General features: G+C 67.3%; 24 protein-coding genes. 14 read left to right on the plus strand and 10 right to left on the minus strand.

Translation table 11 applies throughout. The annotated features are described in order from the left end of the window. Positions 1-35: 35 nt before the first annotated feature. The gene (locus DFO63_RS01990) at positions 36-392 is read right to left on the minus strand and encodes a hypothetical protein (protein ID WP_049445018.1); all 357 of its coding nucleotides are present in this window, start codon (positions 390-392) and stop codon (positions 36-38) included. Positions 393-855: 463 nt separating this feature from the next. Continuing rightward, the gene (locus DFO63_RS01995) at positions 856-1,521 is read right to left on the minus strand and encodes a TraX family protein (RefSeq protein WP_049445016.1); all 666 of its coding nucleotides are present in this window, start codon (positions 1,519-1,521) and stop codon (positions 856-858) included. 114 nt (positions 1,522-1,635) lie between these two features. Here DFO63_RS01995 and pip point away from each other — a divergent pair, with 114 nt between their 5' ends. The 7 genes from pip to DFO63_RS02030 all read left to right on the plus strand — a co-directional run bounded on the left by pip (position 1,636) and on the right by DFO63_RS02030 (position 9,201). Beyond that, complete coding sequence (pip, locus tag DFO63_RS02000; protein WP_119006324.1) at positions 1,636-2,583, plus strand: prolyl aminopeptidase; 948 nt, start codon at positions 1,636-1,638, stop codon at positions 2,581-2,583. Positions 2,584-2,867: 284 nt separating this feature from the next. Next, on the plus strand, positions 2,868-3,167 hold the full coding sequence (locus DFO63_RS02005) for a hypothetical protein (protein WP_049445012.1): 300 nt from the start codon (positions 2,868-2,870) through the stop codon (positions 3,165-3,167). A 292-nt stretch (positions 3,168-3,459) separates the two neighbouring features. Beyond that, complete coding sequence (locus DFO63_RS02010; protein WP_006447714.1) at positions 3,460-3,759, plus strand: hypothetical protein; 300 nt, start codon at positions 3,460-3,462, stop codon at positions 3,757-3,759. Positions 3,760-3,822: 63 nt separating this feature from the next. Then, positions 3,823-6,582 (plus strand): magnesium-translocating P-type ATPase, encoded by a 2,760-nt coding sequence (mgtA, locus tag DFO63_RS02015; RefSeq protein WP_119006325.1) that lies wholly within the window; start codon positions 3,823-3,825, stop codon positions 6,580-6,582. A gap of 28 nt (positions 6,583-6,610) precedes the next feature. Further along, complete coding sequence (locus DFO63_RS02020; RefSeq protein WP_014037331.1) at positions 6,611-7,348, plus strand: MgtC/SapB family protein; 738 nt, start codon at positions 6,611-6,613, stop codon at positions 7,346-7,348. 163 nt (positions 7,349-7,511) lie between these two features. Continuing rightward, positions 7,512-8,567 (plus strand): ATP-binding protein, encoded by a 1,056-nt coding sequence (locus tag DFO63_RS02025; RefSeq protein WP_119006326.1) that lies wholly within the window; start codon positions 7,512-7,514, stop codon positions 8,565-8,567. After that, a complete protein-coding gene (locus DFO63_RS02030; RefSeq protein WP_101765548.1) occupies positions 8,560-9,201 on the plus strand; it encodes a response regulator in 642 nt (213 codons plus the stop codon). The genes DFO63_RS02025 and DFO63_RS02030 overlap by 8 nt, the downstream gene beginning before the upstream one ends. Positions 9,202-9,219: 18 nt before the next feature. Here DFO63_RS02030 and DFO63_RS02035 read toward each other — a convergent pair whose 3' ends face one another. Then, the gene (locus tag DFO63_RS02035; protein ID WP_101765549.1) at positions 9,220-9,612 is read right to left on the minus strand and encodes a DUF3224 domain-containing protein; all 393 of its coding nucleotides are present in this window, start codon (positions 9,610-9,612) and stop codon (positions 9,220-9,222) included. 31 nt (positions 9,613-9,643) lie between these two features. After that, positions 9,644-10,105: an EamA family transporter gene (locus DFO63_RS02040; protein ID WP_182474382.1), complete on the minus strand. Its 462-nt coding sequence runs from the start codon at positions 10,103-10,105 to the stop codon at positions 9,644-9,646. Between the two features lie 274 nt (positions 10,106-10,379). Between DFO63_RS02040 and DFO63_RS02045 the strand changes: the two genes are divergently transcribed. Genes DFO63_RS02045 through DFO63_RS02055 form a run of 3 tightly spaced genes read left to right on the plus strand, consistent with a single transcriptional unit; the run spans position 10,380 to position 14,515 of the window. Beyond that, positions 10,380-11,576 carry a cell surface protein gene (locus DFO63_RS02045; RefSeq protein ID WP_075678181.1) on the plus strand — a complete coding sequence of 399 codons (1,197 nt, stop codon included), beginning with the start codon at positions 10,380-10,382 and terminating at the stop codon, positions 11,574-11,576. A 13-nt stretch (positions 11,577-11,589) separates the two neighbouring features. Beyond that, complete coding sequence (locus DFO63_RS02050; RefSeq protein WP_119006327.1) at positions 11,590-13,077, plus strand: DUF6384 family protein; 1,488 nt, start codon at positions 11,590-11,592, stop codon at positions 13,075-13,077. A 16-nt stretch (positions 13,078-13,093) separates the two neighbouring features. Then, on the plus strand, positions 13,094-14,515 hold the full coding sequence (locus tag DFO63_RS02055) for a hypothetical protein (protein WP_119006328.1): 1,422 nt from the start codon (positions 13,094-13,096) through the stop codon (positions 14,513-14,515). On the opposite strand, the gene DFO63_RS02060 is transcribed toward DFO63_RS02055, so the two are convergent. Beyond that, positions 14,512-15,690, minus strand: a complete 1,179-nt coding sequence (locus DFO63_RS02060; protein WP_119006329.1) for a low temperature requirement protein A — start codon at positions 15,688-15,690, stop codon at positions 14,512-14,514. The two genes, DFO63_RS02055 and DFO63_RS02060, sit on opposite strands and share 4 nt — an antisense overlap. 9 nt (positions 15,691-15,699) lie before the next feature. After that, positions 15,700-15,966, minus strand: a complete 267-nt coding sequence (locus DFO63_RS02065) for a hypothetical protein (protein ID WP_014037340.1) — start codon at positions 15,964-15,966, stop codon at positions 15,700-15,702. A 204-nt stretch (positions 15,967-16,170) separates the two neighbouring features. Between DFO63_RS02065 and DFO63_RS02070 the strand changes: the two genes are divergently transcribed. From DFO63_RS02070 to DFO63_RS02080, 3 genes are all read left to right on the plus strand, one after another. After that, positions 16,171-16,695 carry an RNA polymerase sigma factor gene (locus DFO63_RS02070; RefSeq protein WP_119006330.1) on the plus strand — a complete coding sequence of 175 codons (525 nt, stop codon included), beginning with the start codon at positions 16,171-16,173 and terminating at the stop codon, positions 16,693-16,695. Then, positions 16,692-17,537, plus strand: coding sequence for a FecR domain-containing protein (locus DFO63_RS02075; RefSeq protein ID WP_119006331.1), 846 nt, complete (start codon positions 16,692-16,694; stop codon positions 17,535-17,537). The genes DFO63_RS02070 and DFO63_RS02075 overlap by 4 nt, the downstream gene beginning before the upstream one ends. Positions 17,538-17,608: 71 nt before the next feature. Continuing rightward, positions 17,609-20,035, plus strand: coding sequence for a TonB-dependent receptor (locus DFO63_RS02080; protein WP_119006332.1), 2,427 nt, complete (start codon positions 17,609-17,611; stop codon positions 20,033-20,035). A gap of 54 nt (positions 20,036-20,089) precedes the next feature. Here the strand turns inward: DFO63_RS02080 and DFO63_RS02085 are convergent, their stop codons facing one another. Beyond that, the gene (locus DFO63_RS02085; RefSeq protein WP_119006333.1) at positions 20,090-21,829 is read right to left on the minus strand and encodes an amidohydrolase; all 1,740 of its coding nucleotides are present in this window, start codon (positions 21,827-21,829) and stop codon (positions 20,090-20,092) included. A gap of 202 nt (positions 21,830-22,031) precedes the next feature. Here DFO63_RS02085 and blaL1 point away from each other — a divergent pair, with 202 nt between their 5' ends. Continuing rightward, complete coding sequence (blaL1, locus tag DFO63_RS02090) at positions 22,032-22,904, plus strand: L1 family subclass B3 metallo-beta-lactamase (protein WP_101765556.1); 873 nt, start codon at positions 22,032-22,034, stop codon at positions 22,902-22,904. 113 nt (positions 22,905-23,017) lie between these two features. Here the strand turns inward: blaL1 and DFO63_RS02095 are convergent, their stop codons facing one another. From DFO63_RS02095 to DFO63_RS02105, 3 genes are all read right to left on the minus strand, one after another. Next, on the minus strand, positions 23,018-23,557 hold the full coding sequence (locus DFO63_RS02095) for a DUF411 domain-containing protein (protein WP_101765557.1): 540 nt from the start codon (positions 23,555-23,557) through the stop codon (positions 23,018-23,020). A 116-nt stretch (positions 23,558-23,673) separates the two neighbouring features. Beyond that, positions 23,674-24,009, minus strand: coding sequence for a hypothetical protein (locus DFO63_RS02100; protein WP_080347520.1), 336 nt, complete (start codon positions 24,007-24,009; stop codon positions 23,674-23,676). A 25-nt stretch (positions 24,010-24,034) separates the two neighbouring features. After that, complete coding sequence (locus DFO63_RS02105) at positions 24,035-26,320, minus strand: FdhF/YdeP family oxidoreductase (protein WP_119006334.1); 2,286 nt, start codon at positions 26,318-26,320, stop codon at positions 24,035-24,037. Positions 26,321-26,548: the final 228 nt, after the last annotated feature.

Below are 26,548 nucleotides of genomic sequence, written 5' to 3' on the forward strand. Positions count from 1 at the left end.
CAGAGAACCCGAATGCCGCTGGGCGTGGCGTAGTTCTATTCCGGGTGCAGGCGATAAATCGCCTGATTGGTCAACGCCAATGCCGCCAGCTTCAACCCCTCCATCACCCGATCGCCCACGTACTGATCCGGGCCGCCATTCTGGCGGGCGCGTTCGGCCGCCAGCAGGATTTCCTGCACGATACGCAGCCCGGCCAGCGCACCGTCGGCGTCGGCCAACGCCAGGCAGCGGCCCGGCAGCTGATGGCGCTCGGGCCAGGGCTGGCCGTCGGCGGCCGCGCCCAACCCGATGCGATGCAGCAGGGCCATCAGGCTGTTGGGATCAGTCGCGATGTCGTGCCCTTCATCGGCATTGGCCGGGGCGTGCTGATGAGGGAACTCCGATGCGTTCATGGCAGGTCTCCTTGCAAGGCATGCGGGACCACCGCCCTTAACAATCAAGGCGGCGGACGGTACGTGGCTGGAAATCCCGTGAGTCAGTGCTATACCCGGGCGGTGGGCTTGCGCCCACCTCCACGCACCGCCCGCCATGGAACGCGAACGGAATGCCAGCCGACGCCGCGCAAGGCGACGCCGGCTGGCAAGCGTAAACAGCACTTACTCAACGGGGTTTCCAGGCCCCGGCCACCCTTATTCGGTGGCACCCCATCATGTGCACAACGGGATGGCAGGCGCCAACAACCCACGTGCAAAGACAGCGACGTTTACGCAGCGATGGCATTGTCGCATATCGTCAATCGATCCGAAGATTCAACAACTTGCGCCATACCATCTGCGGCATTCCCCACCCGCATTGGCACCGCGCATTCCTTGACTGCATCCGGCATTCGAGACATGCGAGATGCCAGTTCCGACATTACGCAAGCAGATGGGCAATCAACGCCAGCACCGCCAGATGCCCCACGTAGTACCCGTAGAACACCCAGCGCCAGCGCGGCAGTTGCCACGTCATCCGCGCCGCCAGCAGCACTATCGGAATGGCCAGCAACGCCCAGCCGTTGTGGTTGGCCCAGCACACCGCTGCAAGCGCGGCCAGCAACAACCACCAGGCCCGATGCCGGAACGCGATCCAGGCCAGCAGTACGCTGCCCACACCGGCCCACTGATAGTCCACCAGCATCGGCAGCAGACCTGCGGCCAGCAACAGCTGCACCGGCCGATTGTTCGCCAACGCATGCACGGCCACCGCGGCCAGAGCGAAGGTCAACAGGATGTTGAGCGGCAGCCAGGAACCGAACGCGAGTGCGTGCAATGGCTGCGCGATCAGCCCCCATAGCGCGAGCCGGCGTATCGATTTACGCGGGTCGGCCCCGGGCTGGGCCAAGTTGCAAGCCATCACCAGCGCGAACAGCGGGAAGGCAATGCGCCCAAGTTCGCTGACCACCGGCACGTAGCCACCGAAGACCACCTTGGCCACGTGATCACCGGTCATGGTCAGCAGTGCGATCCACTTCAGCAGCTCGCGTGCGCCGCTGCCGAGGGTGAGGTTGAAGGTGGACGTCCCGGTCGTGGTCGCTTGCATCGCGGAAGCTTATGCGCATCGGCCAGCCCATTTCCAGCGCCGCGCAGGAGCCGGCCGCTGCAAGCCGCAGGCGGCGGCGCTATGCTGGCCGCCCCTGCTTGTGAGACGCCCGCCATGCGCACCCTGTACCCCGCCATCGAACCCTACCGCGAGTTCACCCTGCCGGTGAGCGATCTGCACACCCTGCATATCGAAGAGTGCGGCACGCCCGAGGGCATCCCGGTGGTGTACCTGCATGGTGGCCCCGGCGCCGGCATCTTGCCCACCCACCGCCGCTTCTTCGACCCGGCGCGCTACCGCATCGTGCTGATCGACCAGCGCGGCAGCGGCCGCTCCACGCCGTTCGGCGAACTGCGCGACAACACCACGCAGGACCTGGTGGCCGACATCGAGAAGGTGCGCGAGCACCTGGGCATCGAACGCTGGCTGGTCTATGGCGGCTCCTGGGGTTCAACCCTGTCGCTGGCCTACGCGCAGGCGCATCCCGAGCGCGCCACGGGCCTGATCGTGCGTGGCGTGTTCCTTGGCCGCGAAATGGAGAACCGCTGGTTTGCCGAGGCCGATGGTGGTGCGCGCTGGATCTTCCCGGAGCGCTGGGACCGCTATGAGGCCTATATCCCGGAAGCCGAACGTGGCGACATGATTGCGGCCTACTGGAAGCGCATGGATGGCCCGGATGAAGCGACCCGCATCGAAGCCGCGCAGGCCTGGCTGGGCTGGGAAGACAACGCCGCCACCCTGCAGCACGACGTGGATGCGGTGTCCACCGATGACCCGCTGGATACGCTGGCCAAGGCCCGCATCGAAGCGCACTACTTCCGCAACGGCATCTTCCTGGAACCGGACCAGCTGCTGCGCGACATCGACCGCATCCGCCACCTGCCCGGCGTGATCGTGCAGGGCCGCTACGACATCATCTGCCCGCCGCGCAGCGCCTGGGACCTGGCCAAGGCCTGGCCGGAGGCAAAGCTGGAGATGGTGACCTCGGGCCACAGCGCGAACGAGCCGGCGACGGTGGATGCGCTGGTACGCGCCACGGATGCGTTCGCCGACCGTTTCTGAAGACAAGGGGTAGTGCCGGCCGCTGGCCGGCATCCCGGGGCTTGTAGGTAGAGTCGACTGTCAGTCGACTGCTCTCGGCGGGAAGCCGAAAACCCCGCGCTGCGCGCGATAGTCGACTCTACCCAGCCGCCTCTGCGCCGTCGATCACGGCAGCCCGGTGAATGGCCGCCCACCGCCACCGGCCAGGCAGGCGGATTCTTCGCAGCTCGCTTACAAGCAGGCGCCGATGATCCGGCCGTGGCCACGGACAACCCTGGCCTACCTCCCTACTTCTGGAGCCTGCCATGACCGGTGTTCGCTATCTCCCCGTCGCCCTCGCCCTTTGCGCGGGCCTGCTGCTGGGCGGTTGTTCCAAAACGCAGGAGGCCAGCAAGGCTACCGCGGCCGAGGACGTAACCGAAGTGAAGCTCATCCCTGCCTATGAATCGCTCGACAAGGACAAGGACGGCATCGTCACCCTGGCCGAAGTGGATGCCGTGGCACCCGACTGGGCCGAGCGCCTGCACGCCTGCGATACCGACCGCGACCAGAAGCTGACCCGCGGCGAGTACGACGTGTGCAAGCAGACCAGCACCGCGCATTGATCCCGTGATGCGCCCCTGATCGGCGTGACGCGTGCCCGGCTATACCAAGGTATAGCCGGGCTAACCCACGAGCCTCTAGGACTGCCCCATTCAGGGGCGGACAATAGCGCCACTGGCCAGGGCAACCCTGGCCGGCCCCTCCCCTCATGGAGACGCAGATGGACCCCGACCCTGCCGGGCGCACCGCGCCCCGGATGCCCGCTTGTTGCCTGTTCCTGGCGCCTGCCCGCCGGTCCCTGCCTGCCTGAGTGACGGGGGATCGCCAGGTGCCGCCTGCCTGGAGATCGCCCCCATGTCCTACAAGATCCTCTACATCACCCTGCGCCGCCTGATCGGTGAGCGCGATGTTGCCGCCCTGCGCAGCCAGCTGCTGCAGCACGGCCCGGTCATGTTCGCCCGTTCGCTGTCGCTCGGCTCGCCACGCGTGGTGGCCGACGCGCTGTCGCTGCTGCCGATCAGCGAGCGCATCAACGTGCTGCGCCACCTGCCCTACCCGCTGCGCGATGCGATGAAGCCGCTGTGTATCGGTGGCAGCCAGCGCCTGCACATGCAGCCGTGGTCGCCCGCGGTGCTGGCGATGCGCCACGCCTGACCTGTTCCATCCGTTCCGTTCGTGTTCCGGCCCCGGCCGGCTCTGACATTCGAGGAGAGTCCCATGAGCCTGCTCAACGCCTGGTTCAACGCCTTCCTGCGCAGCCGTCGCGCAGGCAACCTGTTCCGCCGCCGCGCGATGCCCGAAGCCGGCTTCGGCCCGGGCAGCGCCGAGGCCGCGCCGTTCGCGCTCACCACCGGCCTGGTCACCCTTGCCCAGCAGGATGAAGCCCAGCTGCTGGCCACGCTGGAATCGCATGCCGATGGCCTCAGCCCGCATGAGGCCGAGGAGCGGCTGGCCACGCTCGGCCCCAACGAGGTCGATCACGAAAAGCCGCTGCCGTGGTGGCGGCACCTGTGGCAGTGCTACCGCAACCCGTTCAACCTGCTGCTGACCGTACTGGCGGCGGTGTCCTGGCTGACCGAGGACATCAAGGCCACGATCGTGATCGGCGCGATGGTGCTGCTGTCCACGCTGATCCGCTTCGTGCAGGAAGGCCGCTCCAACCGTGCCGCCGAGCGGCTGAAGGCACTGGTCGGCAATACCGCACGCGTGCTGCGCCGCAATCCGGGTACCGAAGCCGCCGATGTGGCCGACCAGTACTTCGGTGCGCACCTGCACAGCCGTCGCCCGGCCCGCCTGCTGGACCTGCCGATCCGCGAGCTGGTGCCCGGTGACCACATCGTGCTGTCGGCCGGCGACATGATTCCGGCCGATTGCCGCGTGCTGACCGCCAAGGATCTGTTCGTGGCGCAGGCGGCGATGACCGGCGAGTCGCTGCCGGTGGAGAAGTTCGCGCACCCCGGCGATGGCCTGGCCGGCCTGCTGGAGCAGCACAACCTGCTGTTCATGGGCACCAACGTGGTGTCCGGCACCGCGACCGCCGTGGTGCTGGCCACCGGCAACCGCACCTACTTCGGCACCCTGGCCCAGCGCAGCACTGCCACCGACCGCGCGCCCACCGCGTTCCAGGCCGGCGTCAACAGCGTCAGCTGGCTGCTGATCCGCTTCGCGCTGGTGATGGTGCCGTTCGTGCTGCTGATCAACGGCTGGACCAAGGGCGACTGGACCGAGGCGTTCCTGTTTGCACTGTCCGTGGCGGTAGGCCTGACCCCGGAAATGCTGCCGATGATCGTCACCTCCACCCTGGCCAAGGGCGCGGTGCTGCTGTCGCGGCGCAAGGTGATCGTCAAGCGCCTGGATGCGATCCAGAACTTCGGCGCCATGGAAGTGCTGTGCACCGACAAGACCGGCACCCTCACCCAGGACAAGATCGCGCTGGAGCGGCATACCGATGTGTTCGGCCACGATTCCGAGGATGTGCTGACGTTCGCCTACCTCAACAGCCACTTCCAGACCGGCCTGATCAATCTGCTTGACCGCGCAGTGCTGGAGCATGTCGAGCTGCAGAGTTCGCTGCGGCTGTCGCAGGACTACCACAAGGTGGATGAGATCCCGTTCGACTTCGAGCGCCGCCGCATGTCGGTGGTGGTGTCCGAGCGCGAGGATCACCATGAGCTGATCTGCAAGGGCGCCGTGGAAGAGATGCTGGCGGTGTGCAGCACCGTGCGTGAGAACGGCCAGGACATGCCGCTGGACGAGCGCCGCCTGGCGCGGGTGCGGCAGACCACCGAGGAACTGAACGAACAGGGCCTGCGCGTGGTGGCGGTGGCGATGAAGGAGACGGCGGCCAGCCAGACCGCCTACTCGCAGGCCGACGAATGCGGGTTGACCCTGGTCGGCTACGTGGCCTTCCTGGACCCGCCGAAGGAGTCGGCTGCGCAGGCGCTGCAGGCGCTGGCCGCGCATGGCGTGGAAGTGAAGGTCTTCACCGGCGACAACGAGCTGGTGACCGCCCGCATCTGCGCGCAGGTGGGGCTGGACGCGGACACCATCCTGACCGGCCCGCAGATCGAGCGCATGGATGACGGCGCGCTGTCGCGGGCGCTGCACCACCACCGCGTGTTCGCCCGGCTGACGCCGCTGCACAAGGAGCGGCTGGTGCGCGAGCTGCGCGCACAGGGCAAGGTGGTCGGCTTCCTCGGCGACGGCATCAACGATGCACCGGCGCTGCGCGCGGCCGACATCGGCATCAGCGTGGACAGCGCGGTGGACATCGCCAAGGAGGCCGCCGACATCATCCTGCTGGAAAAGAACCTGATGGTGCTGGAGGAAGGCGTCATCCAGGGCCGGCGCACGTTCAACAACATGCTGAAGTACATCCGCATGACCGCCAGCTCCAACTTCGGCAACGTGTTCTCGGTGCTGGTGGCCTCGGCCTTCCTGCCGTTTCTGCCGATGCTGCCGCTGCAGCTGCTGGTGCAGAACCTGCTGTATGACATCTCGCAGATCGCCATTCCGTTCGACAACGTGGACGAGGAACTGGTGCGCAAGCCGCTGAAGTGGAACCCGGCGGACATCGGCCGCTTCATGGTGTTCTTCGGGCCGATCAGCTCGATCTTCGACCTGACCTGCTTCGCCCTGATGTGGTACGTGTTCGATGCACGCACGCCGGCCGACCAGGGTCTGTTCCAGTCCGGCTGGTTCGTGGTGGGCCTGCTGACCCAGACCCTGATCGTGCACATGATCCGTACGCCGAAGGTGCCGTTCCTGCAGAGCATCGCCGCACCGCCGCTGCTGGTGATGACCGGCCTGATCATGGCCATCGGCGTGGCCCTGCCGATGAGCCCGCTGGCTGGCTACTTCAAGCTGCAGGCCCTGCCGACCGGCTACTGGCCGTTCCTGGTGGCGATCCTGTTCGGCTACGCGGTGCTGACCACCGCACTGAAGAAGTTCTACATCCGTCGCTACGGCTGGCAATAAGCGCCCGCCTTGTCCAGGGAGAAACACAATGGACATCAATCCAAACCTGCCGGCGTTCAACGCCGGCGCAACCCTGAGCTCGCTGATCAGCCTGTCGGTGGCATTCGTGCTGGGCACGGCCATCGGCCTGGAACGGCAGCTGCGCCAACGCACCGCCGGCCTGCGTACCAATACGCTGGTAGCAGTGGGTGCGGCGGTGTTCGTCGACCTGGCCGTGCGCTTCCATGACCTGTATGGCGGCCCGCCCTCGCCGCTGCATGTGGTGGCCTATGTGATCTCCGGCGTCGGCTTCCTCGGCGCTGGCGCGATCATGAAGGACGGTGCGCAGGTGTCCGGCCTGAACACCGCCGCCACCTTGTGGGGCTCGGCGGCGGTCGGTGCCTGCGCGGGCATCAAGCTGCTGCCGGAGGCGGTGATGGCGGCGGTATTCGTGCTGGCCGCCAACACCCTGCTGCGGCCGGTGGTGAACCGCATCCAGCGGCAGCCGCTGCCGGAGGCGTTCAGCGAGGCGACCTACGCGATCAACGTGGTCTGCCAGCGCGAGCAGCAGGCCGAGGTACTGGACCAGCTGTTGCTGCTGCTGGAACAGGCGCACTACCCGGTACGCGCGGTGGACCAGCGCCCGTTCGGCGAGCGCGACGTGGAGATTGAAGCGGTGTTGTATGCCACCACCGTCGATGCCGGTGAGCTTGACGCGGTGCTGGCAACGCTGGCGACCACGCCCGGGGTGTTGCAGGGGTTCTGGAACGCCAGCCTTGAGGAATAGCGGCTCGGTAGTGCCGGCCGCTGGCTGGCAACCTCATGATCTCCGGGGAAGTCCTGCAGCTGCCGGCCAGCGGCCGGCACTACCGGGCATCGCGTTGATGCGTGCCGGCATCCACCAAAGGCGGCTTTGCTATCCTTTCCCCCCACGCCAGGGAGCCGTTCCGATGCCATCGCTGTCGCCCCGTCGCCCCCTGGTGCTGCTGGCCCTGATCGTCGTGATGGCGGCGATCTTCCTGATCGACACCGTCACCGACTACGCGGTCGCCGCCGCCTGCTTCTACGCAGCGGTCATCCTCGCCGCATCGCGCATACTGAGCGCGCGCGGGCTGATCACGCTGGCCATCGCCTGCATCGCGCTGACCGGGCTGAGTTTCTTCCTGACCCGCTTCGGCACCTACCGCATCGGCCTGGTCAACTCGGTCATCGGCATGCTGGTGATCGGCATCACCACCTACCTTGCCCTGAACATGGAAGCGGCCAAGGCCGCCGTGCAGGAAGCGCAGGGCCGCCTGCTGCGGGTGGCGCGCGCTTCCACCGTGGGCGAGCTGACCACCTCCATTGCGCATGAAGTGAACCAGCCGCTGGCGGCCATCGCCAGCAGCGCCGAAGCCTGCCAGCGCTGGCTGGCGCAGGACCCACCAAACGTGGACAAGGCACGGCAGACCGTGGCCCGCATCCTGGCCGATGCGCATCGCGCCGGCGACGTGATCGCTCGTATCCGCGGCCTGACCCAGGGCGCGGCACCGGAACGACGCGCCTTCGATCTGAACCAGGCGGTGGAAGAAATGCTGGCATTGTCGCGCAGCGAGCTGGACCAGCACGGCGTGGCCGTGGCGCTGCTGCTGGACGCCGACCTGCCGCCGGTGCAGGCCGATCGCGTGCAGGTGCAGCAGGTGATCGGCAACCTGATCCTCAACGCGGTGGACGCGATGGAAGCTGTGCCCGCCGCCGACCGGCGCCTGTCGCTGCTGACCCGGCGTGACGGCCAGCGGGTCAGTCTCAGTGTGCGTGACCGCGGCGTCGGCCTGCCCGCCGACCATCCCGAGCGGGTGTTCGATGCGTTCTGGACCACCAAGTCACACGGACTGGGCCTTGGGCTCAGCCTGAGCCGTTCGATGATCGAGGCCAACGACGGCCAGATCCGCGCCGAACGACCGGCAGGCGGCGGTGCCTGCTTCGTGTTCGACCTGCCCATCGCCACGGATTCTCCCCATGCGTAAGCCCGCTGCACCTATTGCCGACCCGGCCCCCATCGTCTACGTGATCGACGACGATCCGTCGGTGCGCGCCGCGTTGGAAGACCTGCTGGCCTCGATGGGCCTGCAGGTACGGGCCTTCGCCTCCACCCAGGCGTTCCTCGAACACGAACTGGAAGACGCACCGGCCTGCCTGGTGCTGGACGTGCGCATGCCCGGCCAGAGTGGCCTCGAATTCCATCGCACGATGGGCAGCCACGGCCTGCAGCTGCCAGTGGTGTTCATCACCGGCCACGGCGACATCGCGATGGGCGTCAACGCGATCAAGGACGGTGCCATCGAATTCCTGACCAAGCCCTTCCGTGACCAGGAACTGCTGGATGCGATCCACAAGGGCATCGAGATCGACCGCCAGCGCCGTCGCGACGGCGAGGCACTCGATGCCCTGCAGCAACGCTGGAACACGCTCAACGCGGGCGAGCGCGAGGTGGTCGATGGCGTGGTGCGCGGCCGTCTCAACAAGCAGATCGCCGGGGACCTGGGCGTCAGCGAGATCACCGTGAAGGTGCGCCGCGCGCAGGTGATGCGCAAGATGGGCGCGCGCACCCTGGTCGACTTGGTGCGGATGTATGACCGCTTACAGGCCGGCAGCAGTTGAGTGCAACGCCGGCCAGTCCTACTCCGGGTCAGGCAGCGTGTACTGCAGCCGGTAGTCGTGGCGACCGTCGCTGATGGTGATCTCCAAAGTGCCGGTCAGGCCGAGCAGCCCTTCGCTGCCGGAATCGGGCACCACGATCACGCTCAGCTCCGGAACACCGCGGGTCATCACGCCGTTGTGCTGCAGGGTGAATGCACCCTCGCGCCCGGCCAGCGTGGCCGTCACGCGCTCAATCGCCACGTAGCCGGCCGAGCCCTGCACCGGCGTGCGGAAGGCCAGCATCTGGCCGACGCTGCTGCCCCGCAGGTCGCCGGCGAAGGTCTTGTTGATAGACATCACCGCGATCGGGCCGTCGTTGCCACCGATCGGCCGCAGATCCACTTCAAACGTACCGTGTGCTTCGCCCTGCATCCTGCTCTCCCGTCTGATCGGTTGAACGCTGCTACTTCTTCGTTGCCAGCACGATCACCCCGGCCAGCACCAGGCCGATGCCGCTCCACTCCCGCAGGCTCGGCCGTTCGCCCAGCAACAGATAGGCGAGCACGATCACCAGCACCACGCTGAACTTGTCCACCACCGCCACCTTGGCCAGCTCGCCGCTCTGCAATGCGCGGAAGTAGAACAGCCACGACGCGCCAGTGGCCAGCGCGGAAAGCACCAGGAACAGCTGGGTGCGCCCGGGCAGCAGCAACGGATTGGACCATTTGCCGGTGACCACCACCAGCGGCAGGATCACCGCCGCCACCACCAGGGTGCGGATGGCCATGGCCAGGTCCGAGTCGACACCCTTGACGCCCACCTTGGCGAACAGCGCGGTCAGCGCCGCGAACACGGCAGACAGTCCAGCCCAGATCAACCACTGAGGTAGGTTCTGCACGAAGGCCTCGCTTGCCTGCACCGGCATGTGCGCCAACGCTACTCCACCCTGCCATCGGTGGGGCTTCACCTGCCCGTCACCGCCGCTACAATGGGCACGGAATCGCCAGGGGGGCGATCTGCAGGGAATGCACCATGCGTGAACAGGACATCATCCTCGCCCTTGCCGGGCCAGCCGCCCTCGACCGGGCCGCCCTGCCGTGCAGCACTCGGCTGCCGCTCCCCTTCCCCTTCATTTCGCAGCAACCTGCCCGTTCGGCGCGGCAGGTTTCTCATTGCTTGTCCTGACCGGAGCCGTCGAAATGCCCGAGAACACTCTCCTTGCCACGCCGGCCGCTACCGCGCCGATCAAGTACCTCGACCGCGCCATGGCCACGCTGCGCAGCCTGGGCCTGGCCGCCCCCCAGGACAACAACGCACCGGCCATCGCGCTGGTCTCGCAGCTGTCCACCCTCGACCAGGGCCGCGTGGTGGCCATTGCCCGCGTGCTGCAGCAGTCCGGCCATTTCAATGCCGTGATGCGTGATGAAATCAGCTCGGCCAAGGTGTCCGACCGTTATACCGAGATCATCCGCGCCTTCGACAGCATCCGTGACGACGCCAGCACCATGGTCGAACAGGTGCGCGACGGCAAGATCGACATGGGCGAACGCCTGCAGAACCTGTGGATGAAGGTCACCCGCGGTGACATCCCGAGCCGGTTCGAGAAGATCCGCCGTACGTTCCTGGAGGTCAGCCGCGATTCGGCCGAGCAGCTGCAGCGCGAATCGCGCGTGCTGGAGATGTACGGCGACTTCCGCCTGTCGATCAAGGATGCCGAAATCCAGGCGCATGAGCTGTTGAAGCTGCAGGAGCAGGTGCTGGCCGATGCGCGCGAGGCGCTGAAGCAGGCGCAGCAGCGCGTGGAATCGGCCGACCCGGCGGCCGATGCCGCCGACACCGGCCGCCTGGTGATGGCCCGCGATGAAGCCCTGCGCAACAACCAGGCCGAGGAATCGCGCTACCAGCTGGCCAAGGACCTGGCCGAGAACCTGCAGGTGAACTACGCCACTTCCGAGGCGATCATGCTGCGCGTGCACCAGTCGCACGAGGTCAAGCGCCGCGTCAACGAGCGCTCGGTGGTGTTCTTCTCCACCAATGAAACCAGCTTCACCGCCTTGAACCTGGCCTTCACCACGCAGATGGGCCTGCACGAGTCCACGCAGGCGCTCAATGCGATGACCGAGGGCACCTCCAAGGGCCTGGAAGCGGTGGCCAACATCGGTGATGAGGTACTGCACGAGGGCCTGAAGGCAGGCTACGGCGCCACCATCGGCGTCGATTCGGTGCGCAAGCTGGTCGATGCGGTGGTGCGCTTCCAGGAAACATCGCTGCAGGAGATCGAGCAGCTGCGCGGCCAGGCCACCCGTGATTCGGCCGAGATCGCCGAGTATGTCGAACAGGGCAAGCAGCGCTTCGCCGCGCTGCTGCAGGCACCGCCGAGCCCGGAGTCGCGCTGAGGTGAGTGCGACGATGGCCCCTGCCGAGCTGCAGGATGCGCTGCTGACCATGGATGTGGTCGACCAGCTGCGCTACCGCAATGCCGAAATGAAGGCGCTGGCCGACAGCGGCCATGACAGGGCGACGCTGAAGCAGCGCCTGCTTGAGCTGTACCGCTCGCAGGGCATCGAGGTCTCCGACGAGATCCTCGAGGCCGGCATCCAGGCCCAGCGTGAGCAGCGCTACCTCTATGCCGCGCCGCGTGGCTGGAAGGCCTGGCTGGCGCGGCGCTGGATCGATCGGGCCCGGCTGTTGAAGTGGACGCTGCTGGCGGCCTTCCTGCTGCTGGTGCTCGGCATGCTGCTGGTGATGGCGCGCAGCTTCGGTGCGTTCGTGCATGAGAGCAACGTGCAGAAGAACGTGCAGGTGCTGAACGACAAGGTGGCCGCGCAGCAACAGGAGGCTGCCGCAGCGCGCGCCCTTCTGGCCGGGCAGGAACAGGCCCTGCAGGGGCTGCTGCCACGTGCCACGGCCAGCGGCGAGCGCCTGCAGCCACTGACCGAAGGCGCACAGGCCGCGCTGGCCGAAGCACAGCGGCGCTTTGCCGGCGTACCCGCCGCCATGGCGGACCTGCCCACCCTGATCCGCAAGGACAAGCTCACGCGTATCAGCAGCGGCGGCAGCGCCACCGGCGAACAGGCAGCCGCCCAGGTGGAACAGCACCGGCTGGCCGCCGCGCAACTGCTGGCGCAGGCCAGGGAAACCCTGCCCACGCTGACCGAGCGGGTGACCACCCTCGGCCAGGCCATCGATGCCAGCGAACTGCTGGACACCACCAATGCGGCCGCAAATGCAGCACGCCTCACACCGGACGCCGAGAAGGTACGGGCACGCGCCTACACCGGCGGCGACGTCGCACTTCGCGCCGGAGACATGGCCGCGGCCGGCCAGGCGGTGACCACCCTGAAGGACCTGATCGGCAGTGCCGACAAACTGGCCGCGCTCAACGAACGGCTGGCCCAGCTCAAGGCCGACGGCCTGGCCACGGGCGTTGCTGGCGAGGACCGCAAACGGCTGGAACGTGCGCTGGACCAGGCCGCCCAGCTGATCCGCGTCGAGACACTGGCCGAGGCCGGGCCGGCGATGGACGAGGTCGCCCAGCTGGTGGCGTTGCTGTCGCAGACCCTGGTCTACCGCATCGTCAACCGCGACGATGAGCGCACCGGCGTCTGGCGCTACAACGAAAAGGCCAACGGTGGCCGCAATTACTACCTGGTGACCGAAGCACTGGACGAGGCCGGCAAGGCCACCGAACTGCTGATCCGCAATGAGGAAACCGGCAAGGACGAATGGGCCTCGCTGTTCGCCATGCGCGTGCCGGAGGCAACCTACAACCGGGTTGCCGCGGACAAGCAGGACAACGGCATCATCGAGGACGACCAGATCGGCATCAAGCCGCGCGGCAGCCTGTCGCCGCGTTTCCGCATGCCCACCACCGGCGGCTACATCACCGAATGGTGAAGGGTAAGGAACTGACATGAGAGATCTGAACGACGCGATTGCCGATGTCGAAACCGATATCGGCCAGGTGCAGGCACAACTGGCCACGCGTGGCGACCAGTGCCGGGAACTGATCAAGGAACAGGAAGCGCTGCACGGCCGGGTCCGCGAGGACTTCAATGCACTGGCCCGCCTGCAGGCCGAGGCGGCCACTGATTCGCCGCCGGTGGTGGCCAGGGACCTGCTGCAGCAGTCCAACGCCGATCTGCAGCGCCGTGATCGCAAAGCGGCGGTGCTGGCCGACGAGCTGCAGGCGCTGCTGGACATCGAGCAGTCGCTGCAGCAGCGGTCGCAGGAGGCCGTTACCGCGCGCGACGCCGCTGGCGGACGGTGGCAGGCCCTGCAGGACCAGGTGGACACCACACTGGAAGCGGAACCCACCTACAGGGTGCTGCAGGACGACCTGCAGCTGGCCGTGGCGCGCGCCGACACGGTCGAGCGCATGGCCACCTCTGCGCAGTCGGAGCATGACGCCAAGGCCGGCGCCTACCAGGCCGACCCGATCTTCATGTACCTGCACCAGCGCGACTACGGCAGCACGGCCTACCGCGGCTGGCCGCTGGTGCGCACCGTCGATGGCTGGCTGGCCGAGCTGTGCGGCTTCGACCGTGCCCGTCGCGAGTACGCCACGCTGGTCGAGCTTCCGCCCTATCTGCAGGAACATGCCGGACGGGCCCGTGCCGACGTCGAGGCAGCCCGCCAGCCGGTGCAGCAGGCCCGCGACGCCGCGCTCGCCCATGCCGGTGGCGACCCGCTGCGCCAGCAGCTGCAGACGGCACAGAGCGCAGTGGCGCAGGCACTGTTGGCCGAGCAGCTGCATCGGCAGACCGTGGATGCCAAGCAGGCACAGATCGATGGTTTCCGCAGCTGGACCGATGCCGAAGGCGGCGCCCTGCTCACCGCGCTGGCGCGCACGCTGTCGGCCAAGAGCATGGACGACCTGTACCGGCGCGTCGCCGCCACCGCCTCCGGCGAGGACGATGCCGTGCTCGAACGTATCCATCGCAGTCGCCTTCGCCTGGGCGAGATCGATGGCATGGTGGGCGAGCACACCCGCGAAATGGCCGTGCTGAAGAAGCGCCTGGACAGCCTGCAGGCTGCGCGCAGGAGCTACCAGGCCGCTGCGGATATCGAGCGCCAGGCGTACGAGGCACCGAGCTACCGGGCCGCCGCCCCGGCCACCGTCGCCGCGTCCTTCTTCAGCACCACCAGCAGCCGAAGCACCACCCGCTCCTCTGGCAGCCTGTTCGACCTGCTTGCGGGTGGATCCAGCAGTTCAAGCTCTCCTTCAAGTTCCAGTTCCAGCTCGAGTTCAAGCTCCAGTTCCAGCGGCAGCAGCTTCCACAGCGGCGGCGGCATCAGCGGTGGTGGTGGCTTCAAGACCGGCGGCGGGTTCTAGCCCTGCACCTGCCGGGTGCGCCGCTTCAGCCGCGTGTCCAGCAGTCCAACGCCCAGCAGCACCAGGCTGGTCAGCCATCCGGCGGCCAGCAGGTGTATCCATGGCAACGCCAGGCCCAGCACCAGCAGCGCGGCGGCGCCCAGCAGATGCGAGCGCGGCGCGTGCCCATAGACCACGCGCTTGTACAGGGCGCTGCCCAGCAGATAGATCAGCGGTCCCGCCACCATCACGGTGGCGTATACCGTGGTGACGGCCGCCGCCGGGTGGTCCATGACCAGATCGTTGCCCACTGCCGTGGCGATGATGCCGGCGATCAGCAGTGCATGCACGTAATGGAAGTTGGCGCCCATCCGTCCGGGGTCTTCGGCGTGGGTGATGGCCTCGGTGGCATCACGGCTGGAGATGCCGAAGTACAGCCACCACATGGCAATCGTGCCAGCGAAGGTGGCAAGGACCGCGGATACCACCTGCAGGCTCCAGTGCTCGACTTCGCTGAGCACGCCCCCGGTGGCCAGCAACGTCTCGCCCAGCGCGACGATCACGAACAGCTGGCAACGTTCGGCCAGGTGACCGCCCTCGATGGTCCAGTCGCGGGTGTGCGAACGCCCCATGCCCGGGAACGCAAATCCGAACATCGGCGAGATGTACTCGCAGGCCACCGCCACCGCCCACAGTGCCAGCCGCAGGTTGCCTTCGGCTGCGGCGCCGGCCAGCCAGAAGCAGGCCGCGACGCTGACCCAGGCCAGCATGCGGCGGAAATTCGGCGCCAACGGATGGTTGCGGCCGACCTCCAGCAGCACGAACGCGGTTCGCCCTACCTGCATCGTGGCGTAGGCGCCGGCGAACATCCATGCGCGATCGGCGAATGCCTCGGGAATGGACGAGGACATCAACAGCGCCAGCAGCATGGTCGCGAACAACAGGCCACGGATGCGCGGCGCCTGAGGGTCGAACCAGTTGCTGACCCAGCAGGCGTACTGCCAGCCGAGCCAGACCGCGAACCACAGCACCAGCGTCTGCAGCACGCCGGCCAGGTCCAGGTGGTGCAGCAGGTGATGGCTGAGCTGGGTGACCGCGAACACGTAGACCAGGTCGAAGAACAGTTCTTCGTAGGTCACGCGGGCATGATGGCCATCGCGGTGGCGCAGCGCGGGCAGGCGTAGTCGGGTACTCATGGAACTCCTTCAGCGCGCCAGGCGCCAGTACAGGAAGCCGGCCAGCAGCGCCGGCACGGCGAATACCAGCAGCAGGATCGGCAGCTCCTCGCGCACTGCATAACCGGCCTTGCTGACCCCCACCCACATGTTGGCCACGGCCACCAGCAGCCAGGTGGCGATGAATGCGATCAGCGCCGTGGGCAGCTGCGAGGTGCCCACGCTCCAGAGATGGCCGAACAGCAGGAACACCCCCAGCAGCAGCACGCCTGCGGTGATCACCAGAATCACATGCATCCGTCGATCTCCTTGAATCCCCAGGCAGGCTAGCCCGGGCCGATTCTGCGCTCCAGCCGATGATCGTGGTTTCACTTTCCAGCCGCCACGAACAATCGGCGTCGCCGGCTCCGCATAGCAAACGCGAACGGTTCCCATTAGTATTGCGTCATCGCGCGGGGATGCCCGCCCTGCGCCCGCCCTTCGTCCTTGCTGCCGGTCCGGATGTCCCAGCTGCCTTCACCCCACCCGCCTGCGCTGCCGCTGGTGTCTTCGCTGGTGCGCCACTACGAGGAACTGGTGGATTACCTGCGTCGCCGCTTCCGCTCGCCCGGGCTGGCCCGCGAAGTGGTCCACGATGTCTGCGTACGCCTGCTGGAGCGACCGCCCGTGCACGACGCACGGCAACCGATCGCGCTGCTGCGCCGGATCGCCCACGACGCGGCGGTGGACCGCTGCCGCGCCGAAGACCTGCGCCGGCACTGGGTCGAGCCGCGCGCCGAACTGCCCGAGGGCGCCTGCCCGCGCCCCGGGCCCGAGCAGCAGGCGCAGGGCATGCACGCGCTTGAGCACTTGAGCATCACCATCGAGCGGATGCCCTGCCGGCGCCAGCAGGTTTTCATCCTGCACAAGATCCACGAGCTGCCACAGGCGGAGGTCGCCCAGCGCATGGGCATCGGCCTGAAGGCGGTGGAACGCCACCTGCGCCTGGCAATGGCCAACTGCCGCCTTCACGCGGGGCTGCAATGAGCCGCACGCCCGCCCCTTCCGAACCGCCACCGCCATCCACCTCCACCGAGCAGGTACTGGAGCAGCACCGCGACGCCTTGAAGCAGCGCTTCCCGATGCCGGGCCCTGAAGCACTGCAGCGCCGGCGTAGTGCTGGCCCCACCAAGGCCGCGCTGGCGTTGCTGCTGGTGGCCGCCGGCACCCTGCTGGCGGCCGACCCGGCCTGGCAGATACGCGATTACCAGACCGCCGTCGGCGAACGCCGCAACGTCACCCTGCCCGACGGCAGCCAGGTGCTGCTCGATGCAGGCACCCGCCTGCAGGTGCGCCGCCACCTGCGCTCGCGGCAGGTGCTGCTGGTGCGCGGCCAGGCGCGCTTCGAGGTGCAGCACTCGGCCTGGCGCCGCTTCCAGGTCGATGCCGGTCCGGTGCATGTGCGCAACTACGGCACCGTGTTCGACGTGGACCGCCAGGGTGATCTGAGCGAGGTGACCCTATGGCGCGGCGAGGTGGGCGTGCGCGTCGACGGCAGCGAGGCCGAGCAACGGCTGAAGCCGGGCCAGCGCCTGCTGGCCCAGGCAGGATCGCTGTCGCCCCCCGAAGCGGTCAGCCCGGACCGGGCCGACTGGACCCACGGGCGGCTGCAGTTCGATCGGCTGCCGCTGTCGGAGGTGCTGCGCATCCTGCAGCGCTACCACGACCGCCCGATCGTGCTGGATGACCCGGCGCTGGGCCCGCTGCTGGTCTCGGGCGTGTTCGATGCCGATCGCGCCGAGACCGCCGTGGCACTGCTGCCGGACATCCTGCCGGTGCAGCTGCGGACCGCCGCCGACGGCAGCCTGCACCTGCGCGCCCGCGATTGATCGCCGTTGCAAGGGTGGGTTGCGCGCCCTCCCATCCGGCAGGTGTCTGAACCCCTCCGAAGGACCTCCACATGACCCGCCCCGTTCCGCCTGCCGCACTGCGCCGGTTGGCCCCCACCCTGCTTGCCGCCTGCCTGTGTGCGGCACTGCCCGCCGCCGCTCAGACATCGACACCGGCCGCCGTGGAATTCCACCTGCCCGCAGGCTCCCTGCAGGCCTCGCTCAACGCGCTGGCCCGGCAGAGTGGCATCCAGCTGCTGTTCGCCGCGGAAAGCGTAGGCGGGCGCAATGCACCGGCACTGGACGGCCGCTACACCCCACACGAGGCGCTGCAGCGCCTGCTGGCCGGCCAGGGCCTGGCACTGCAGGAACTCTCGCCGGGCGTCTTCGTGCTGAGCGTGGCGGCCACTGCACCGGCGCCGGCCAAGGCCACCCCGCCTGCGCGCCCCGCGCCGCAGGCCGCAGCCACCTCACTGGCCCGCGTCACGGTATCGGCGTCCACCGCACGCATGCCGCAGGGCGAGACCGCCATGCCCAACACCATCACCGTGCTGACCCGCGAGGACATCGCCCAGCAGCTGGCGCTGGGCTCGGATGTCTCGCGCGTACTCTCGTCACAGATCCCGGCGTTTGCGCCTGCCCGCGAGAAGATGTCCAACTACGGCGAAACCATGCGCGGCCGCGGCATCCTGTACATGGTCGACGGCGTGCCGCAGTCCACGCCGCTGCGCGATGGCTCGCGTGACTCGCACACCATCGATGCGGCGATGATCGAACGCATCGAAGTCATCCACGGTGCCAACGCCCTGCAGGGCATCGGCGGTACCGGCGGCATCGTCAACATCATCACCCGCAGTGCGCCCAGCGAACCGGGAGCGTTCCTGTTCGACAGCAACCTCAGCTACAGTGCCGCCCTGCCTCGCCGCCATGACGACAACGGCCAACGCGCGTCGTCACTGGTGGGCATGCGTGGCGAGCAGTTCGACCTGGTGGCTGGCCTGGCCTACGAGCGCCAGGGACTGTTCCATGACGGCGAGGGGCGCTCGATCGGCACCAACTCGCAGGGCGAACTGATGGATTCGACCTCGTCGAACGTGTTCGCCAAGCTCGGCTGGAACATTGCCGAGGGCCACCGCCTGCAGCTTATGGCCAATCGCTACGAGCTACGCGGGCTGGACAACTACCTGGCGGTGAACGGTGACTACCGCACCGGTCGCCCGACACTTTCGGTGCCCGGCGATACCCCTCTGGACCCGCCGATGAACCGCTCGCGCTCGCTGACCATGGACTACAGCGCCGCCGATCTGTTGGGTGGCCGCTTCCAGGCCCAGGCCTTCGCGGTGGACTTCGAAGGCCGTTACGGCGCCAGCCAGTGGGACCCGTGGGGCAACACCGGCGCCAATGCCGCCTGGGACCAGACCCAGAACGAATCGGACAAGCGTGGCTTCAAGCTCACCCAGAGCTGGAGCCGCATCGCCGGCACCACGCTGGACGTGACCCTGGGCCTGGACGGCCTGCGTGACCGCACCCACCAGGTCCTGCTGGCCAGCGGCATGAACTGGGTGCCATTGACCACCTACCAGAGCCTGTCGCCGCTGCTGCAGCTGCACTGGTGGCCGACCGACCACCTGATGCTGTCCGGCGGCCTGCGCTACGAAAAGGGCGAACTGGAAGTAGGCGACTACACCACCCTGCCCCGCTATGGCGCGCGCAAGGTGGCCGGCGGCAAGCCGACCATGAGCGAGACCCTGCCCAACTTCGGCGCGGTCTGGTACATCAACGATCGCCTCAATGCCTATGCTTCGTACTCGGAGGGTTACACCGTGGCCGATGTCGGCCGTGTGCTGCGCGCGATCAACCGGGACGGCCAGCGCGTGGAAAGCCTGGTGGACCTGTCACCGGTGGTGTCGGACAACCGCGAGATCGGCCTGGAGTACGACGATGGACGCTTCAGCGGCGATATCGCGTACTACACCTCTGAATCGAAGCTCGGCTCGGTGCTGGTCTACGACGCAGGCATCGATGCCTACAACGTGCAGCGCCAGGCCACCCGCGTGGAGGGTTTCGAGAGCAACCTGCGCCTGCGGCTGGGGGGGAGCCGCCTTGGCCTGGGCTATGCGCGCGCCAACGGCCGCTACGACGCCAACGTCGATGGCCAGCTGGACAGCGACCTGGCCGGCGTCAACATCGCACCGAACCGACTGACCGCGTTCTGGGAACAGAACTGGACGCCGCAGCTGAGCACCCGCCTGCAGGCCAGCCATGCCTTCGACCGCGACTTCGACCTGCAGGGGGCACGCGTGGCCGAGTTCAAGGGCTACACCACCGTAGACCTGGTCGCGCGCTATGCGCTGGACAAACACGCCTTCACGCTGGGCGTGCAGAACCTCGCCAACAAGCAGTACATCAGCTACTACTCGCAGACCACGCCGTCGAACCCGAGCTACTTCTCCGGGCGCGGCCGGGTGCTGACGCTGGGGTGGCAGTACCGGTACTGAACCTGCACGGGGCCCGGGGCGATGTTGCCCCGGGCCCAGGCCACACGCCCCGGATCAGGCGGCGTAGCGCCGCTCACCCTGCAGCCAGGTTTCCATCACCTTCAGGTCGATGATCCTCGCCGGATCGATCGTGAGCGGATCGCGGTCGAGGATGACCATGTCAGCGTATTTGCCGTGCTCCAGGCTGCCGACGATGTCGTCCACCCGGCACTGCCATGCCGCATCGATGGTCACTGCGCGCAGCGCCTGCTCGACACTGATGCACTCTTCCGGGTTCAACACTTCGCCGCCATCACGCATGCGCCGGTTCACCGCGTTGTCGATGTAGCGCAACGGTTCGATGGTGGTGACGTTGAAATCGGAGTGCAGCGAAATGCGCAGACCGCCCGCCAGCGCCGACCGGCAGGGATCGTAGAGATCAGCGCGCTGCGGGCCGAGGATGTTGTCCCGGAAGGCTTTCCCCCAGTAGTACACGTGCCCGATCAGGAACGAAGGCGAAACCTTCAGATAGCCCAGGCGGACGATCTGCTCAGGATGCAGCACGCTGCAGTGCTCGATGCGATGGCGATGATCGGCGCGCGGGGTCTTTGCAAGCACCGCCTGATAGACGTTCAGCGTGGTGTCGATTGCCGCATCACCATTCGCATGGATTCCCACCTGCCAACCGAGGTCGTGCGCGCGCTGCACCCCGGCTATCAACTCGGCTTCGGTGTAGTTCAATGCGCCTCGCTTGTCCGAACCCAGATAATTCTCGCGCTGATAGCCCGTCTGCGCCTGGTTGGAGCCATCGGACCAGAACTTGATACCGGTCAGGCGGAATCGATCATTGCCATCGCCGGGCCTGAGGCCGCGCTTGATCCAGTCGTCCATCAGATCGGAGGTGAGGAATCCCGAGTAGCGGATGGGAGGATTCTTCGCCATCACTCCATTGAGCACGTCCAGGTCCGTCGTGCCGCCGGTGCCAATACCTGCGTCATGCAGGCTGGTGCAGCCCGCCTTGGTCGCGTCCGCGAACAACTGCTGGATCAGCTCGGCATAGCGTTCCGGGCTGGGCATCGGCATTGCCGCCATGAACGGTTTCATCGCAGGAGATTCCTGCATGCGCCCCGTGAGCTTCCCGTCCGCTCGATCGTAGCGCCCCTGGTCGGGATCGGGCGTTGCATCGGTGACACCGGCTGCAGCGAATCCTTTCGTATTGCTGTAGGCGATGTGCCCATTGGACTCCAGCACGAACACCGGATTATGGGCCGCCACATCGTCCAGCGCCTGCATCGTGATGGCCTTGCCGGGCATCAGCGAGGGGTCGATACCCTGCGCGACCACCCATTCGCCGGGCTTGCTCGCACTCGCTGCAGCACCGATCTTCGACAGCGCCTCGGCCAGCGTGCCGGTACTGAACGGTGTCACGTCCACCCAGTCGGACAGCATCGCCATCGCCGAGTGCATATGCGGGTCGATGAAGCCTGGCAGCAGCGCCCTGCCGCGCAGGTCGACCACATCGGTCTGGCGCCCCCGATGCAGCATGACTTCCTCGTGGCTGCCCGTGGCCAGGATCCGCCCCTGGCGAACCGCGACCGCCTGCACCTTGCCCTTGGGCCCGAGCGTATGGATCGGACCGCCATGGAAAATCCGATCCGCCGGCCCTGCCAGGTTCGGCGCAGGCGTAGCGGAGAACGCCGCCAGCGGTACGGCCGCCCCGGCCAGCACCGCCGCCCCCAACCCGACCATCCCGCCCAGAAACTCGCGACGTGCCTGCAGGAATGCTGCGGCCCCTGGATTGCACACAATGCACATGCGCCTGCTCCTTCCTTGTGGTCGCTGCAGGCTACCCCGTGCAATGCGAACACGTTGCGAACTGCATCGCCCTTTCACGGCAGTTGTCGCGCCAGTATTCCGGCACCCGCAACCCGGGCTCATGGCAGGCATGAGGAATGATCGAAACGGCATCGGAAAGCACCGTGCTAGCCTCGACCCACCTTCCCGATACCCCTTTCACATGCGCCCGCACATGCTCGCCCTCATGCTCGCCGCAGTACTTCCGATCACCCACGCCAGCGCTGCCGAAGCACCCCTGCCGCAGCTACGGGCCTACACCGTGGACGCCTCGTGGCTGCAGCCGATGGCGCCGCTGCAGATCGCCGACCACACGTGGCAGATCGGCACGCAGGACCTGACCGCGCTACTGGTGCAGACCGCCGACGGCGCGGTGCTGCTCGACGGCGGCATGCCGCAGATGGCCAGCCACCTGCTGGACAACATGAAGGCGCGCGGCGTGACGCCTCAGGATCTGCGGCTGATCCTGCTCAGCCACGCGCATGCCGACCATGCAGGCCCGGTGGCGGAACTGAAGCGCCGTACCGGTGCGAAGGTGGCGGCCAACGCCGAATCAGCGGTGCTGCTGGCGCGCGGCGGCAGCAACGACCTGCACTTTGGCGACGGCATCACCTTTCCACCGGCCAGCACCGACCGCATCATCATGGATGGCGAGGTGGTGACAGTGGGCGGCATCGCGTTCACCGCGCACTTCATGCCGGGGCACACCCCCGGCAGCACCGCCTGGACCTGGGCCGATACCCGCGATGGCAAGCCGGTGCGCATCGCCTATGCCGACAGCCTGAGTGCACCGGGTTACAAGCTGCAGGAGAACGCCCGCTATCCACGCCTGGTCGAGGACTACCGACGCAGCTTCACCACGGTGCGCGGCCTTCCCTGCGACCTGTTGCTGACCCCGCACCCGGGCGCCAGCAATTGGGACTACGCCGCGGGTGCCAAGGCCGGTGCCAAGGCACTGACCTGCAAGGCCTACGCGGATGCGGCCGAACAGAAGTTCGACGCACAGCTGGCCAAGGAAATCGCCGGGGCCCGCTGATTCTGTAGCGTCGAGCCATGCTCGACGCTACAGAGAGCAAGCCGAGCGTAGGCTCGGCTCTACATGGGGCGCACCGAAGGGTGCCGGTCAGGACGACCGGCACCCACGGCCTGTCAGCCGCCCTGGCCGTGCTGGGCGAACGGCTCGGTGCTGCCATCGGTGCGCACCAGCTCAACGGTATACGGCTGCACGTAGCCATCCGGCATTTCCATGCCCGGCGAGCCGGCCGGCATGCCGGGCAGCACCAGCCCGCGCGCGGCCGGGCTTTCGGCCAGCAGGCGCTTGATGTCTTCGGCCGGGATATGGCCTTCGACCACATAGCCGCCGATCTCGGCGGTATGGCAGGACGCCTTGCCGACCGGCACGCCCAGACGAACCTTGACCGGGTTCATGTCATCGGTATCGCGCACATCCACCTGGAAGCCTTCGGCCTTCAGGTGGTCGACCCAGATGCCGCAGCAGCCACAGCTGGCGGTCTTGTGCACGATGGCGATCGGCAGCGCCGGGTCCGCCTGCGACGGGCTGGCCTTGATCGGTGCCGCCGGGGCTTCGCTGGCGACCGGCGCAGCAGGCGATTCTTCAGCAGCACGCGCGCAGGCGGTGGTGGCCAGCACGGTGCCCAGCAGCAGGCCGAGGGAGAGAGAACGGTTCATGGTGTTGATTCCTTTGCAGATGCGGGCAATGCGGCCCGCTGCCCGCGCATCGAAGGCGCAGACAAGGTCGTAAGTAAGACGAGCAACTACGGCAGGCGCTTGAGGCCTGCAGGGAATCAACCGATGGGCGGCCGCAACGGGTCCGGCATTGGCGGCGATGCGCGTTGCTGGGCGCTGGCTGGCAAAGGCGCCTCACGCCAGGGCGACGCCGGCATTCCGCTCAGAGAGGCCAGCATGCCGAGACAGGCCGGGGGGCATTCGCACTCACCACTCTGGCAGACCGTTGATGCCGCCTCGTCGCAGCATCCGGGCATGGCAGCGGATTGCGGTGCGGCGCAGTGATCCGCATCGGCGGCCATGGTGTACGGCGATGAGGCAAGCGCCAGCGCCGGTGCGTTCAGCACCAGGGCAACAAGCAACATCCATCGCAGCAGCAGGCCAGGCAGGTTCACCCGTTGATGATAGCCGATGCGCGTGTCACGCAATCGCCGCCGCCATTGCACTCATCCGCACCGGGATCGACTTGGCCGCGGGCGTGCCGCTGATCCGGTCGTAGTAGCCCAGCGGCAACAACGGGTTCAGTTCGGGGTAGTAGCCGGCCAGCGCGCCGCGCGGCATCGGGTAGTCCAGTACGGTCAGGCCCTCGATGCGCCGCTGCACGCCATCGCCACTGATCGTCTCCAGGCTGACCAGCGCTTCCTTCTCCAGCCCGCGCGCCAGCCGGTCCTCGATGTTCATGAACAGCACCATACGATCGTTGTACACGCCGCGATAGCGGTCGTTGTAGCTGTAGATGGTGGTGTTGTACTGATCGTGCGAGCGCACCGTGGCCAGCCGCAGCATGTCCGGGTCGTGCACCGGATCGTCCACGTCCAGACCGGACATCACCAGGATGTTGGCCTTGCCGTTCGGCGTAGGCCACACGCGGCGACGCGGTGGAATGTCCAGATGGAAGCCGTGCGGCTGCTGGATGCGCTCGTTGAAGCCGGTGTAGATCTCCGGGTACACGGCAGCGATCAGTTCGCGGATGGGTGTGTAGTCATGCATGCACCCGGCCCAGTCGACCCTGCTGTGCGGCAGCGTGGCCATCGCCATGCGGCAGACGATTTCGACCTCGGGCAATACCTCCGCACTGACCGGTTCCAGCACACCGCGCGAGGCGGTGACGTTCGACATCGCGTCTTCGATGGTGACGAACTGCTCGCCGGCCGGCGTAATGATGCGCTCCGAGCGCGCCACCACCGGCAGGATCAGCGCATCGCGGCCGTGCACCAGATGGCCGCGGTTGAGCTTGGAGGCGATGCCGACCGTCAGCTCCAGGCCGCGCATCGCCTCGTACGCGCGCGGCGTGTCGGGCACCGCATGGATGAAGTTGCCGCCGAGGCCGATGAACACCTTGGCACTGCCATCCAGCATCGCTTCGATCGACTCGACCACGTGATGGCCGTGCTCGCGCGGCGGATCGAAGCCGAACACCTGCTGCACGCGGTCCAGGTAGGCCGGTTTGGGCTTCTCGTCGATGCCGACGGTGCGGTCGCCCTGCACATTGGAATGCCCACGGATCGGACCGATGCCAGCGCCGGGCTTGCCGAAGTTGCCGCGCAGCATCAGCAGGTTGGCCACCTGCTGCAGCAGGCGCGAGCCGTACTGGTGCTGGGTCAGGCCCATGCCGTAGCAGATCACGGTGGCCTTGGAACGGATGTAGATCTCCGCGCACCGGCGGATCTGCGCCTGCGAAATGCCGGACACCTGCACGATCTGGTCCCAGTCCTGCGCCAGCACGTCCTCGCGCAGCGCCTCCAGGCCCACGGTGTGTTCGGCCAGGAAGTCGTGGTCGAGCACGCGCTCGCCCTGCGCTTCGCGCTCGAACATCACCTTCATCATGCCCTTGATCAGGGCCAGGTCGCCGCCGATGCGGATGTGCACGAACTCACTGGTGATCTCGGTCGAACCGAACGTGGCCATCTGCACCACGTCCTGCGGTTCGGCGAAACGGATCAGCGCGCGCTCGGGCATCGGATTGACCGCCACGATCGGGATGCCGCGTTTGCGCGCCTCGACCAGGTTGCTCATCATCCGCGGCGAATTGGTGCCGGTGTTCTGGCCGATCACGAAGATCGCCTCGGCATGCTCGAAATCCTGCAGCACTATGGTGCCCTTGCCCACCCCGATGGCCGGCGGCAGGCCGCGACTGGTCGGCTCGTGGCACATGTTCGAGCAGTCCGGGAAATTGTTGGTGCCGAACTCGCGCACGAAGATCGAATACAGGAACGCGGCTTCGTTGGGCGTGCGCCCGGAGGTGTAGAACTCGGCCTGGTGCGGGCTGTCCAGCGCCTGCAGGTGGCGGCCGATCAGCGCGAAGGCCTCGTCCCAGCTGCACGGCACGTAATGGTCGGTCGCCGCGTCGTAGCGCATCGGCTCGGTCAGCCGGCCCTGCATCTCCAGCCAGTAATCGGTCTGCGCCATCAGTTCGGTGACGGTGTGCTGGGCGAACAGCTCACGACCGGCGCGGAACTGGGTGGCTTCCCAGGCCAGCGCCTTGGCGCCGTTCTCACAGAACTCCAGCTTCTTTCGTTCGTCAGCATCAGGGAACGCGCAGCTCGGGCACTTGAAGCCGCCGGGCTGGTTCATCGCCAGCAACGCCTTCGACCCCTTGCCGATCACGCTCTGCTGCAGCAGCACCTTGGCGGTCGCGCCGGCGGCACCCCAGCCACCGGCGGGCTGGTTGTAGGGCTTGTAACGCGGCGGCTTCTGCTCGGACATGTTCGGGAACCTGGCGGGAGGAACGCAGCAACGAACGGCACAATGCGGTCCGGCGGTACATTCAGTAGCACGACCAGCCGCTCAGTCAAGCACGGCCCACGGCGCTTCGCCAGAGGGGACAGGCTGTTTTCAGCACACCCTGCCATGGCAACGGTTACAGCCGCGTCTGCGAGCGACCACTGCGCTATTCTCGAAACCGCAGGCGGTGGCCCGCCCGCGTTTCTCCCT

The sequence above is a fragment of the Stenotrophomonas sp. AG209 genome (genome assembly GCF_003550055.1).
Lineage (GTDB): Bacteria > Pseudomonadota > Gammaproteobacteria > Xanthomonadales > Xanthomonadaceae > Stenotrophomonas.

What these genes read in the sequence shown, in the direction of transcription:
- DFO63_RS02005 (WP_049445012.1), top strand. Translation starts at nt 2,868, where the DNA reads ATGACCGGTGTTCGCTATCTCCCCGTCGCCCTCGCCCTTTGCGCGGGC.
- DFO63_RS01990 (WP_049445018.1), bottom strand. Translation starts at nt 392, where the DNA reads ATGAACGCATCGGAGTTCCCTCATCAGCACGCCCCGGCCAATGCCGAT.
- DFO63_RS02045 (WP_075678181.1), top strand. Translation starts at nt 10,380, where the DNA reads ATGCCCGAGAACACTCTCCTTGCCACGCCGGCCGCTACCGCGCCGATC.
- DFO63_RS02010 (WP_006447714.1), top strand. Translation starts at nt 3,460, where the DNA reads ATGTCCTACAAGATCCTCTACATCACCCTGCGCCGCCTGATCGGTGAG.
- DFO63_RS02050 (WP_119006327.1), top strand. Translation starts at nt 11,590, where the DNA reads ATGGCCCCTGCCGAGCTGCAGGATGCGCTGCTGACCATGGATGTGGTC.
- mgtA (WP_119006325.1), top strand. Translation starts at nt 3,823, where the DNA reads ATGAGCCTGCTCAACGCCTGGTTCAACGCCTTCCTGCGCAGCCGTCGC.
- DFO63_RS02055 (WP_119006328.1), top strand. Translation starts at nt 13,094, where the DNA reads ATGAGAGATCTGAACGACGCGATTGCCGATGTCGAAACCGATATCGGC.
- DFO63_RS02070 (WP_119006330.1), top strand. Translation starts at nt 16,171, where the DNA reads ATGTCCCAGCTGCCTTCACCCCACCCGCCTGCGCTGCCGCTGGTGTCT.
- blaL1 (WP_101765556.1), top strand. Translation starts at nt 22,032, where the DNA reads ATGCGCCCGCACATGCTCGCCCTCATGCTCGCCGCAGTACTTCCGATC.
- DFO63_RS02025 (WP_119006326.1), top strand. Translation starts at nt 7,512, where the DNA reads ATGCCATCGCTGTCGCCCCGTCGCCCCCTGGTGCTGCTGGCCCTGATC.
- DFO63_RS01995 (WP_049445016.1), bottom strand. Translation starts at nt 1,521, where the DNA reads ATGCAAGCGACCACGACCGGGACGTCCACCTTCAACCTCACCCTCGGC.
- DFO63_RS02030 (WP_101765548.1), top strand. Translation starts at nt 8,560, where the DNA reads ATGCGTAAGCCCGCTGCACCTATTGCCGACCCGGCCCCCATCGTCTAC.
- DFO63_RS02105 (WP_119006334.1), bottom strand. Translation starts at nt 26,320, where the DNA reads ATGTCCGAGCAGAAGCCGCCGCGTTACAAGCCCTACAACCAGCCCGCC.
- DFO63_RS02095 (WP_101765557.1), bottom strand. Translation starts at nt 23,557, where the DNA reads ATGAACCGTTCTCTCTCCCTCGGCCTGCTGCTGGGCACCGTGCTGGCC.
- DFO63_RS02040 (WP_182474382.1), bottom strand. Translation starts at nt 10,105, where the DNA reads ATGCCGGTGCAGGCAAGCGAGGCCTTCGTGCAGAACCTACCTCAGTGG.
- DFO63_RS02080 (WP_119006332.1), top strand. Translation starts at nt 17,609, where the DNA reads ATGACCCGCCCCGTTCCGCCTGCCGCACTGCGCCGGTTGGCCCCCACC.
- DFO63_RS02085 (WP_119006333.1), bottom strand. Translation starts at nt 21,829, where the DNA reads ATGTGCATTGTGTGCAATCCAGGGGCCGCAGCATTCCTGCAGGCACGT.
- pip (WP_119006324.1), top strand. Translation starts at nt 1,636, where the DNA reads ATGCGCACCCTGTACCCCGCCATCGAACCCTACCGCGAGTTCACCCTG.
- DFO63_RS02020 (WP_014037331.1), top strand. Translation starts at nt 6,611, where the DNA reads ATGGACATCAATCCAAACCTGCCGGCGTTCAACGCCGGCGCAACCCTG.
- DFO63_RS02065 (WP_014037340.1), bottom strand. Translation starts at nt 15,966, where the DNA reads ATGCATGTGATTCTGGTGATCACCGCAGGCGTGCTGCTGCTGGGGGTG.
- DFO63_RS02075 (WP_119006331.1), top strand. Translation starts at nt 16,692, where the DNA reads ATGAGCCGCACGCCCGCCCCTTCCGAACCGCCACCGCCATCCACCTCC.
- DFO63_RS02035 (WP_101765549.1), bottom strand. Translation starts at nt 9,612, where the DNA reads ATGCAGGGCGAAGCACACGGTACGTTTGAAGTGGATCTGCGGCCGATC.
- DFO63_RS02060 (WP_119006329.1), bottom strand. Translation starts at nt 15,690, where the DNA reads ATGAGTACCCGACTACGCCTGCCCGCGCTGCGCCACCGCGATGGCCAT.